14 protein-coding genes are annotated in these 10780 nt (G+C 60.2%); 4 read left to right on the top strand and 10 right to left on the bottom strand.

Features of this window, described 5'->3' with window-relative positions:
- The 9 genes from WBG04_RS11960 to WBG04_RS11920 all read right to left on the bottom strand — a co-directional run.
- A partial coding sequence (locus WBG04_RS11960; RefSeq protein ID WP_424314663.1) for a biotin/lipoyl-containing protein occupies positions 1-724 on the bottom strand: 724 nt, incomplete at its 3' end.
- A 155-nt stretch (positions 725-879) separates the two neighbouring features.
- A complete protein-coding gene (locus WBG04_RS11955; protein WP_424314662.1) occupies positions 880-1266 on the bottom strand; it encodes a hypothetical protein in 387 nt (128 codons plus the stop codon).
- A gap of 191 nt (positions 1267-1457) precedes the next feature.
- Entirely contained in the window at positions 1458-1853 is a 396-nt protein-coding gene (locus tag WBG04_RS11950; protein WP_424314661.1) for a hypothetical protein, read from the bottom strand.
- A complete protein-coding gene (locus WBG04_RS11945; RefSeq protein WP_424314660.1) occupies positions 1837-2577 on the bottom strand; it encodes a class I SAM-dependent methyltransferase in 741 nt (246 codons plus the stop codon). The genes WBG04_RS11950 and WBG04_RS11945 overlap by 17 nt, the downstream gene beginning before the upstream one ends.
- Positions 2574-3305, bottom strand: a complete 732-nt coding sequence (locus tag WBG04_RS11940; RefSeq protein WP_424314659.1) for a DUF2071 domain-containing protein — start codon at positions 3303-3305, stop codon at positions 2574-2576. The genes WBG04_RS11945 and WBG04_RS11940 overlap by 4 nt, the downstream gene beginning before the upstream one ends.
- Positions 3302-3676: a DoxX-like family protein gene (locus tag WBG04_RS11935; RefSeq protein ID WP_424314658.1), complete on the bottom strand. Its 375-nt coding sequence runs from the start codon at positions 3674-3676 to the stop codon at positions 3302-3304. The genes WBG04_RS11940 and WBG04_RS11935 overlap by 4 nt, the downstream gene beginning before the upstream one ends.
- Positions 3677-3688: 12 nt before the next feature.
- Positions 3689-4675: an alpha-ketoacid dehydrogenase subunit beta gene (locus WBG04_RS11930; protein WP_424314657.1), complete on the bottom strand. Its 987-nt coding sequence runs from the start codon at positions 4673-4675 to the stop codon at positions 3689-3691.
- Between the two features lie 44 nt (positions 4676-4719).
- Positions 4720-5793, bottom strand: coding sequence for a thiamine pyrophosphate-dependent enzyme (locus tag WBG04_RS11925; protein ID WP_424314656.1), 1074 nt, complete (start codon positions 5791-5793; stop codon positions 4720-4722).
- A gap of 44 nt (positions 5794-5837) precedes the next feature.
- The gene (locus WBG04_RS11920; RefSeq protein WP_424314655.1) at positions 5838-6425 is read right to left on the bottom strand and encodes a DUF6580 family putative transport protein; all 588 of its coding nucleotides are present in this window, start codon (positions 6423-6425) and stop codon (positions 5838-5840) included.
- An 87-nt stretch (positions 6426-6512) separates the two neighbouring features.
- Here WBG04_RS11920 and WBG04_RS11915 point away from each other — a divergent pair, with 87 nt between their 5' ends.
- The 3 genes from WBG04_RS11915 (at position 6513) to WBG04_RS11905 (ending at position 9586) form a co-directional block, all read left to right on the top strand.
- Positions 6513-6914, top strand: a complete 402-nt coding sequence (locus WBG04_RS11915; protein ID WP_424314654.1) for a cytidine deaminase — start codon at positions 6513-6515, stop codon at positions 6912-6914.
- A gap of 256 nt (positions 6915-7170) precedes the next feature.
- Positions 7171-9054 (top strand): tRNA uridine-5-carboxymethylaminomethyl(34) synthesis enzyme MnmG, encoded by a 1884-nt coding sequence (gene mnmG, locus WBG04_RS11910; protein ID WP_424314653.1) that lies wholly within the window; start codon positions 7171-7173, stop codon positions 9052-9054.
- A gap of 19 nt (positions 9055-9073) precedes the next feature.
- Positions 9074-9586, top strand: a complete 513-nt coding sequence (locus WBG04_RS11905) for a hypothetical protein (RefSeq protein WP_424314652.1) — start codon at positions 9074-9076, stop codon at positions 9584-9586.
- 425 nt (positions 9587-10011) lie between these two features.
- Here WBG04_RS11905 and WBG04_RS11900 read toward each other — a convergent pair whose 3' ends face one another.
- Positions 10012-10425 carry an acyl-CoA thioesterase gene (locus WBG04_RS11900; protein WP_424314651.1) on the bottom strand — a complete coding sequence of 138 codons (414 nt, stop codon included), beginning with the start codon at positions 10423-10425 and terminating at the stop codon, positions 10012-10014.
- Positions 10426-10505: 80 nt separating this feature from the next.
- Between WBG04_RS11900 and WBG04_RS11895 the strand changes: the two genes are divergently transcribed.
- Positions 10506-10780 (top strand): hypothetical protein (locus tag WBG04_RS11895; protein ID WP_424314650.1); only part of this gene is annotated, 275 nt, incomplete at its 3' end.

The raw sequence follows: 10780 nt of genomic DNA, 5'->3' as shown, positions 1-10780 counted from the left end.
GTAGCAGGCGCTCGGCGATGATTTTGCGCATCGTGCTCAGTGGGACGGTCTCGTCTCCTTCCTTGGCGGTGGCTTCGATGGCCTTGGGAGCGGCGGCTGGAGTGGTTGGGGTGGCTGGGGTGGCTGGGGTGGCTGGAGTTGATGAACCGGAGCTGCGTGCCTTGATGGCTGCGACGAGGCCAGCGGCGGCGCTGGCTGCCTGGGATGGCTGCGAGCTGCCCGTTCCGGCGGCATCGACGTCGGCGCGAACAATGCGTCCGCCGGGGCCAGTGCCTGTGAGGGTTGAGATATCGACGCCTTTTTCTTCGGCGACTTTCCGCGCGAGCGGTGAAGATTTGATCCGGGTGCCGTCGGCGCTGGTGGTAGTGGCTGGAGCGGACGTCGAGGAGGGTGCGCTCTTCTCGGCCTTGGACTTCTGTTGCTCGTCGGCTGGCTCCGGTTCGGATGTCTTGGCGGCAGCGGGAGTATCAGTGTCGCCGCCTTCGTCATCGCCATCGAGGATGGCAAGGATTCCACCGATCGGGGCCTTTTCCCCCTCCTGAACGAGGATTTTGGTGATCGTGCCTTCATCGAAGGCTTCGACTTCCATGTTGGCTTTGTCGGTTTCGACTTCGGCAATGATGTCACCGACTTCGACTTGGTCGCCGACTTTTTTGTGCCAGGTGAGCAGGGTGCCCTCGGTCATGGTGTCCGAGAGCTTTGGCATATCGATATTGGTGGCCATGGATCAGGTAAGGAGAGTGTTCGGTGGGAGCTTGGGTGATGTGGGGGGGTTTTCCAGCGTTTTTGCTGCCTTCTGTAGGGATGGCGGCAATCAGGGACGAAAAAGGCGGAGTCCCCGGTCTTGGGAACTCCGCCTGATTTAAATTGGTGCGAGGATCAAGGGGCGATCTCCTTCATGGTTGGGATCAGACCGATGAACGGGCTGCCCGATGAAGGTTGCGCGGTTGCCATCTTGCGGGCTTCTTCGGTGCTTGAACCGCAGCAGCCTTCGCTGAGCCAGTAGTAGCGGGTGCACTTCGGACAAGGGACGCGCTCCTTCTTGGTGACGGTCTTGTAGCGGGGCACCTTGGTTTCGCGGACTTCGGTCAGACCGCTCTTGGCGTCGATGAGCACTTCCTCGCGGACGATGTCATGACCACAAAGCTTCTTTTGGGAAGTGGTTTCGTAGTAGCCCGCGCTCAAGGCTGGGCGTGGGAACATCTTGCAGGAAGAAAGACCGAGGGAAACAACGGCGAGCGACAGAAGAACAAGCAGGTTTTTCATGAGATGGATCAGTTGAAGAGGCAGCAGCAGGAACTAACCGCCATGCAGACGGCGACCAGAGAAATGATTCTGATGACGTTCATTGTGGAGCGATGTTAAGGAGCACCACCGGAGTGGCAACGAAAAAGGCTGTCAGGCTGACAGGCAGGGAAAGCGGTCTTTGTTCTCGGGCGTGGAGTCCCTTGATCGAATCAGGCAATGGCCGTCAGCAGGAAAACCGCGCTCAGATACGCCCACAGGAGCGAAAAAAGGAGGTGCATCGAGGTTTCGAAGGGTTTCCCGCGCCACAGTTTGGAAGAATAGCCGCAGAACTGGATGATCAAGCGTGCGAACCAGAAGGAGAAGAGACCCCACGCGATCTTTCGACCAAGTGGGGTGGAGGAGAGTTCGCTGGCACTGGTGAGGCACAGGATGCCCATCAGCAGCACCATGAGGGCGACGAAGAAGGTGTGGACCTTGAACACCTCGCGGTGGAGATCGTCCAGTCCACGCAGGGCTTCCCGCCAGTTGAAGTAGCGAGGGAAGCCAGCATGAAGGAGAGCCAGACCGATCAGCAGGATGCCGGCGATCTCAAGTTGAAGTTCCATAGCTTGTTAGAACGAATGAAGTGATGAAAGGATTGAGCCTTTTCTCTTCTGCAATCTGAAAGCCGCTTTCCCGAAAGGTCGACAACCATTCGCGGCGTGTATGGAAATGCCAGGCACCGAGGTTGTAGGCAATCAGGTTGGGAAGATCCCGCAGGTGCTCGGTAACGACGACATGGCCGTCGAGCTTCAGGATCCGTCGGATTTCCCGGAAGAACCCAACTCGTTCGTCGGGATCGCGGATTTCGTGAGCTGCGAGCGTGAGAAGGACGAGGTCGCAGGATCTTGCGGGAAACGGGATGCGTTGGCTGGCAAAGGCGATGGTCCCGGGAGCTGGCGGGTGGGCCTGGCGGGCCCTCCGAATGGAGATTTCCGTGTGCTTTTCCGGATCGTAAAAGTCGACAATAGAGAGAGTTACCGAGGGGAATCGGGTTCTGATCAGATCACTGGTTTCATCGAATCCGGCGTGGATATTGGCGACTTCGTGCGCGTCTTTCATCAGTCCATCGAGCCAGTCGAGGCGATAAAGCCCGCTGAAGTCGTAGGCAATCGCGGTGGCCACCAGTGAAAGGATCAAGGCGAGGGTGGCGCCGGCGGCAGCAAGGTAGAACGGGGGGAAGGCTGGAGCGACGAGAAGCAGAAGGCCGATCACCACGAGGGCGATCACAAAGAAATGCCAATTGAAGCGAACAACAGTCCGGACCCCCTGCAGCGGTTTTCGTTTCATGGCGTCCATGATTCACTCCGGCCCCTTTTCCAGAAGTACGGGATATCTCGTACAATGAAGGCGTTGGCCGTTTTGATTTCGCTGAAGCCGAGGGTGTCGAGGAAGGGAATGTTCCAGTCGAGGATGCGGACAGGGTTGGGTTTCCAGTTTGAGCGGACGCCTTCGATGATTCGGACCTCCCTGCGATGCTCGTCCGGGGAAAAGGTAAAGGGCAGCGGACCGCAGAAGCGACGTGCTTCCCGCCAGTCACTGAATGGTGAGTCGGCGGGTAGCGGCACGTCAGCGCTTGGATTGAGATCGGTCTCGATGTGGAGCCCGGTTTGCGGGTCGTCGGCGATGAGCCGGTCGCTTTCGGCATGCAGCTGGATCCCTGTCCGGATGTAGTGGTAGGAGGTGAAGAAATTGCCGAGGCGGACCATCTGGGATTTGTCGGTCTCCGACCTCAGGATCAGCAGGCCGCGGAGACTTCGGCCATTCTGGTCGCGGTAGCGGACAAAGTAGCGGTAGCCGATGAGGATGAAGTCGCGACCGAAGCATTTCGGCAGGCCGCGGGGCCTGAGGTCGCGGGTTTTGACGATGGCGACGGCGACAAATCCGTATTTTTCATCAAAGGCGTCGGGGGTGAGGCAGGAGGGCAGTCGCTGCCTGAGCTCTTCGAGGGGCACGGCGAAAGTGAGGGTGACCGAATGATCGAACCAAGCTTCGACCGCGAAGGGATTGGATCTCATGACGGCCGGTCGCGCACGAACTCCTCCCAGTAGACGAGACCGATGTAGGCCGCAGCGACGAGCGCGTTCCACTGTCCAAAAAGCAGGAGATCGGGGGCGAGGAAGAATTCGATGAGGTTCATCGTGGCGACTCCAGCGATTTGGGCGACGGCGCTCCAGCGCGCCCGGATGCCAGATAGAATCCACAGCGCCATGCCGACTTCGGAAAGGCCGATCAGTCGGGTGAGTAGAAGCGAGTGGTCCTCGCCGAGGATTCTAGCGACGATTTCGCGGTGCCTTGGGACCAGATCGAGGACTTTACAGCCGATGCCGTTGACTAGCCAGACGGCGGCGAAGAACCATCGGATGAAAGATGGCGGCCGGCGTTTCATGGCGAGTTTAGGTCAGGCAATCGTCAGCACCTGCTCGACGATCCGCTTCGGATTCGGCAGTTGTTCGTTCTCGATGTGGGGCGAGTAGATCGCCGGCGCGTCGATGGTCATCACGCGCTTGATCGGGGCATCGAGCCAGTCGAAGGCTTCCTCCTGGATGATGTGGGAGACCATCGCCGAGACGCCGCCAAATCCTTTCGATTCGTCGACGAGAACGACGCGGTTGGTCTTGCGGACAGTTTCGAGAATGGCTTCGACATCGAGGGGGCGGATCGAGCGGAGGTCGAGGACCTCGGCGGAAATGTTGTGCTCGCTCTGGAGCGTCTCGGCGGCGGCGAGGGCGTGAATCACCGAACGACCGTGGGCGATCAGCGAAATATCGGAGCCCTCACGCTTGATGTCGGCCTTGCCGAGCGGGACGATGTGGTCGCCGTCTGCGGGATCAGGCACCGGGCCGGTCATGCCGTAGAGGAGGGTGTTTTCCATGACATAGACCGGGTCGTTGTCGCGGATCGCTGCTTTCATCAGGCCTTTGGCGTCGGAGGGTGTGGCGGGGGCGCAGACCTTGAGGCCGGGGAAGGCGGCGAAGAGGCCTTCGGGAATGTGCGAGTGGGTGGCGCCGACGTTGGTGCCGCCGTTGGCCGGGCCACGCATCACGATCGGCACGTTGATCAGGCCGCCGGACATGTAGCGCACGCAGGCGGCATTGTTGACGAGCTGGTCGAAGGCGACCGAATGGAAGGACCAGAACATCAGCTCCATCACCGGGCGAACCCCAAGCATCGAGGCACCGATGCCCATGCCGATGAAGCCGGCTTCGGAGATCGGGGTGTCGACGATGCGCTTGCAGCCCCACTTTTTCCACAGGCCTTCGGTGACCTTGTAGGCGCCGTTGTACTGGGCGACCTCCTCGCCCATGACGACGACGTTCTCATCGCGTGCAAGTTCCTCGTCGAGGGCTTCGCGGATGGCGTGGCGGTATTGGAGTTCGCGTGACATGAAGATGTTTGCTGGAAATTGGAACTACTAGATTTCTCGTAGAATCACTCGTTGAAGAAGTGGCGGCCGACCTTGGAGGCTTCGGTGTTGTTGTCGGACTCCCAGTAGACGTCTTTCATGATGTCGTCGACGGTGGGTGGCGCGGATTCCTCGGCGAAGGTGACGGAGGCAGCGGCTTCTTCCTTGGCGGCGTTGTCGATCTCCTTGGCGGACTCTTCAGTCAAGATCCCCTCAGTGATGAGGCGCTGGCGCCAGAGGTTGATCGGGTCGTGGTTGTCCTTGTATTTCTGGATTTCCTCCGGGGTCCGGTATTTCTTGGCGTTGGCGTCGGCGACGCTGTGTCCGTAGTAGCGGTAGGTGGTGATCTCGAGAATGCTGGGCTTGTGCTGTTTGCGGGCGCGCTCCATGGCGATGTGGGCCTTGGCGCGGATCTGGTAGAGATCGGATCCGTCGACCACGTCCCAGTCCATGTCGTAGCCTTCGGCCCGTTGGGCGAGGCAGCCGCGGTAGGAAGACGAGCGCTTCTGGGAGGTGCCCATCGAGTAGCCGTTGTTTTCGATAATGAAGACGACCGGGATTTCGAAGAGCGCGGCGATGTTGAGCGACTCGTGGTAGGCACCCTGGTTGACGGCCCCTTCGCCCATGAAGGAAAGCGCACAGCCCTCCAGTCCTTTGTATTTGAGGCCGTAGCCCAGGCCCAGGCCAAGGGGGGTCTGGCCCGCGACGATGCCGTGGCCTCCCCAGTAATTCTTGTCGGGGGCGAAGAAGTGCATTGATCCGCCTTTACCCTTTGAGCAGCCGGTGACCTTGCCGAAAAGTTCGGCCATGCACTCGTTCATGCTCATGCCGGAAGCGAGCGCGTGGGCGTGGCAGCGGTAGGCGGTGATGTTGTGGTCATTGTCGCCACATAGTGAGAGCGTGCCGACGGCGACCGATTCCTGTCCGATGTAGAGGTGGAGGAAGCCTCCCATTTTTCCCTGACTGAAGCCCTTCGACGCAGCGTTTTCAAAACGCCGGATGCGAACCATTTTGCGATAGAGCTCGATCTTGTCTTCAGCGCTCAGGCTCTGATTGATCGGGGATCCGGAGAAGTCGAGTGAGTGGGTGTCGGCGGACATGGACGCGGCGGAGATAGGGGCGATTGCGGAGTTGGGGCAAGAACTTATCGGGTCGAAACCAGCGGAGTGGTTTCGCGACGAGTAGCGGGAAGCCAAGTGTGACGGGCCGCGAGGAACAGACCGGTGAAGAGCAGATTGGCGGCTGCCAGGTTTCTCAGGAAGGCCCAGGAGGGAATCTCAGCACCAAACGGGCCACTCCAGAGAGATTGGTAAAGACCGCTAAGGTCCTTAGCATAAAGGGGATACGCGATCCACGCGGCGACACCGGTGACCAGGTGGAAGAGCACGGCAGCGATCAGGCCGGCACCGAGGAGCGTTGGCGCGGTGGCGTGCTTGCGCAGTGGCAGGGCCAGGAAACCAAGGGCGAGCAGGGTCAGGAAGGCGGTCAGCACCGGTGCCCATTGCTCGATGGGGTTGTAGCCTTGGATCAGGGTCGCGATCGGGTTGCTCAGCAACCAGGCACCGAGTGGTAGCAGCCAGGCTTGTTTGCCGCGGAAAAAAACGATGCAGCAGAGAAAGAAGGCGGGCAAGGGAGAGAAGCTTGGGAGCTCGCTTGAGAACATCGCTCCGAGGCAACGGAAGGCGACGAGAAGGACGAGCAGGATGAGGCCCGTGAACCAGGAAGAACGCATGCCCTTTGCTGCCTCATTGGAGCGCGCGGTGCGAGTCGAAAATTCGCGCGCTTGCCAAGCTCCACCAAGGATCGTCAAGCTCAGGGCATGGATTGGGAAACTTGGATTCCGCAGGCATGGGCGGTGCGCGATCGAGCTTACGCCCCGTACTCGAACTTCCATGTCGGCGCGGTGCTGGTTTCGAGCGACGGACGGATCTTTTCCGGCTGCAACGTTGAGAACCTTTCCTACGGCCTGACGATGTGTGCGGAGCGGGTGGCGATCGGCTCGGCGGTGGTGGCAGGGGCGACGGAGATCATTGCCGTGGTGGTGGTGGCGGATACGAAAGAGCCGATCTCGCCCTGCGGCGCGTGCCGTCAGGTGCTGGCGGAGTTCGGGGATCCGCGGGTGCTGCTGGTGTCGAAAGAGAGCCGGGAGGAGTTTCAGTTGTCGGAGTTGTTGCCGCGGGCGAGCACGGGGATTTTGGATCGGTCGTCTTCGGAAGGGTAGTGCGGTTGGGGGCCGTTAGGTGCGAGCGGCTTTGGGGTACAGGGGCCAGGATTCAGGGGTCAGAAAGGCAAGAAGAGTCGTGGCTTACTGCTTTTTGCCTTTCTGACCACTGCCCCCCGAATCCTGTACCCCAAGGCCCGAATCAGCATGCCGCCCCCGACGCACCAGGGAATCAGGCTGTTCCACGTGGAACTTCCACCCCTCGCACCAAGCCTTGTCTAAGTTCCGGGCCCTGCTAGTTTCCTGCCCCTTTATCATGTTTCGCTACCCTAAGCGCTACGACGTGCTCGTCATCGGAGCCGGCCATGCCGGTGTGGAGGCTGCCCTTGCCGCGGCCCGGCTGGGCTGTGAGGTGGCGGTGCTGACTCAGAATCTCGACACCATTGGCCAGATGTCCTGCAACCCGGCGATTGGCGGATTGGCAAAGGGTCACATGGTCCGGGAGATCGATGCGCTTGGAGGAGTCATGGGTCTCAATACGGATGCGACGGGGATCCAGTTTCGGATGCTCAACGCTTCGAAAGGTCCCTCGGTCCGCGCCCCGCGCACCCAGTGCGACAAGAAGGCCTACCAGTTCCGAATGAAGTGGGTGCTGGAGTCGACCCCGGGCGTGGAGCTCCATCAGGGAAATGTCGCCGAGCTGATGGTCGAGAACGATCGCATCACTGGCATCCGGACCTCGCTCGGGATGGAGATCGAGGCCGCCTCGGTGATCCTTTCCGCGGGGACTTTCATGCGGGGGCTGATGCACGTCGGTCTGAAGAACGAGAAGGGTGGCCGGATGGGCGATGCGATCTCCACGGTATCGGATTCCTTGAAAACCCTGGGGTTCCACGTGGAACGTTTCAAGACGGGGACCCCTTGCCGATTGCATGGACGTTCGCTGGATTTCTCGAAATGCGAGCGTCAGGATGGCGACGAGCCCGCCCCACTTTTCTCGTACATGGCCGACTCGCTGAAGTCGGAGGAGGGGGAGGTGCACACCCTCAATCCTTGGGGAGACTCTGGGTTCCACGTGGAACAATCGCCCTGCTGGATCGGCTACACCAGCCCCGCCACCCACGACATTATCCGCGCCAACCTCGATCAGTCGCCGATGTACTGCGGGGTCATCGAGGGCGTCGGCCCGCGCTACTGTCCCTCGATCGAGGACAAGGTGGTCCGCTTCGCCGAAAAGGAGCGCCATCAGATTTTCCTCGAGCCCGAGGGTCGGCAGACCCACGAGTACTACGTCAATGGCGTCTCGACCTCGCTGCCCTACGAAGTACAGCTGAACTTTCTCCGCACGATTCCCGGATTGGAAAAATGCGAGATCCTGCGACCGGGCTACGCGGTGGAATACGATTACTGTCCACCCACCCAGCTCTACCCGACTTTGGAGACCAAGCGGGTCGAGGGCCTCTACTTCGCCGGCCAGATCAATGGTACCTCCGGATACGAGGAAGCCGCCGGCCAGGGTCTCATCGCCGGGACCAATGCCGCACTCAAGGTCCAAGGCAAGGAGCCCTTCATCCTGCGGCGCGACCAGGCCTACCTCGGGGTGATGGTCGACGACCTTGTCACCAAGGGATGCACCGAGCCCTACCGAATGTTCACCAGCCGCGCCGAATACCGTTTGCTGCTCCGCCAGGACAACTGCGACCTGCGTCTTACGCCTCTGGCTGCCGAGATTGGTCTGGTCTCCGGCGAGCGGGTCGAGCGGGTCAAGCACAAGCAGTCCGAGCTCGACCGTGCCAAGGCCTGGAGCCGCAAGACGAACCTCGACGGAGTGAAGCTCGACCACTGGTTTCGCCGCGTGGAAAATACCGCGAAAACCCTTCCAGCCTCCATTCTATCGGAGTTCCATGTGGAACTTTGGCCGCTGATCGAGACGGAATTGAAGTACGAGGGCCACCTAGAGCGGCAGCTTCTTCAGGTGGAGAAGATGTCGCGGCAGGAGGGGAAGCGCATTCCGAGCAGCCTCGACTACTCATCGATCGGCGGTCTCAAAGCTGAGGCGAAGCAGCGCTTTTCCGAGTTGAAGCCCGCGACCTTGGGTCAGGCGGGTCGGATCCCTGGGATCACGCCGGCGGATATCGCGGTGCTGGCGGTTTGGATGGAGAAGGGCGCGCGTTCCGCGAAAGTTCCAAGTGCCGAGTGAGAAGTTCCAAGTGGAAGAAATGAACCACGGACCACACGGAATACACGGAAGGAAGAGGGCATGGATCGCCAGCATTCTTTTCGCTGCGATTGGTATCGCGTGGTGGGCCTCAGAGTACCATCCGGTCAGCACCGTGTTTGTCCGAGGCACCCAAAGACTCGAGCTGGGACATCGCCATGGTGGCTGGGCCTACCTGGCGGTGACGAAACGCTCGAAGCTCCGGGACCTAGGTCTGAATGCTCTGCCATCAGGAACCTTCCATCTGGGATCGAGCAGAATTGAAGACTGGGACGCCCTCCTCGATTCATTTCCGTATCCGAGGAGTATCACGATGGCTGCCTCCAATGGCTCTCCATCGGTGGTAGAGCAAGAGATGGCAGATGCCCGCTGGCTGCCTAAGACCAGCTTCCAGTCGAGCGACGGATGGACCTTCGTCTTCATTCCCTACTGGATGATTGCCGGCGCCTTTGTCTTGATCGGAATCACCTATGGCAAGTGGCGTCGCCGAGGAATGGAGGAGGTGCAAGAATGATCCGCCCATGGTATCGCCTGCAGCGGATTTCATCATCGGAAGATCCCAGCCGCGTAGCGGCTTCTGATGATAGCCGTGGGTTTTCAACCCACGGATGCCGGAGGGGGAGATGAGCGGCGTCACGTCAGTGACGCTTCAATTGGATTGCGGTCCGAACTGGGTTTGAAGTGTCACGACGCGACAAGGGTCTTCGCGATGATCGGGACCGTGGGTTGAAAACCCACGGCTAGCATGGATCGTCCCGATGGGACGGGGAGGGGGCGTGGATGGGCCCGATGGGACGGGGAGGGGACGTGGATGGGCCCGATGAGACGGGGAGGGGACGTGGATGGGCCCGATGGGACGGGGAGGGGACGTGGATGGCCGGATGGGACGGGTAGGGGACATCGATGGACCGGTGGGGAGGGACAGCTTTTGTCTCAGGCTTACCATTCCCACTCTTTCGGCAATCTAACCGGCTTACCATCAGGCATTTGCACAAGTGATAGTGATTGCCTTGAGGTGACCAACAACTCGTCATCGCTCTCCCGTTTCAGCTCGAACTCGCACCAGAACCTCGCCCGCTGGAGCTCGGCGAGTTGGCCGTGGATGACGATCGTATCGCCGAGTTTGGCGGGGCGGCGGTAGTTGATCTCGGTGCGGGTGACGACCGGGAACAGCTTCGTCTCAGCCATGGTTTTCAAGTCCATGCCCATCGAGGCGGCGAGCTTGGTGCGGCAGGTTTCGATCATCCGCAGGTAGGCAATGTTGTGAACCACGCCACCGCAATCGGTGTCGAAGAACATGACTTCCTCGCGGGTGGTGAAGGTGGGGCGGGGGGCTTGTTCGGCATCCGGCATGGGCGAAGTTTGCTCGAAGTGCGGCCTGCGATGCAATGACGGCTTGTTGGTACGCGTAGAGAAGAACTAAGATGGGCTTAATGAAATGCTTCCTGGTCCTGACCTTTGCCATCGCTTCGCTGGCTCAGGCCGCCTTCGTGCCACCGAACGACGGACCGGTACCTTTTCGTCGCGACAAGTTGCCGGTGGATGCGGATACGATGACTTCGTTGTCGAAGCAACTGGTCCTGCTGACTGGCACCATGGACACCAGCAAAGCGGAGGAGACACGACGTGCCGCCCAGATCCTCGGGCTGGCATTGGCCTTGGATCCTGACAATCGCCAAGGGTTGCCCTTGCTCAGGCAATTAGAGGA

This window comes from Haloferula sp., from assembly GCF_049672945.1.
Lineage (GTDB): Bacteria > Verrucomicrobiota > Verrucomicrobiia > Verrucomicrobiales > Akkermansiaceae > Haloferula.
This window is presented reverse-complemented; position numbering and strand designations above follow the sequence as displayed.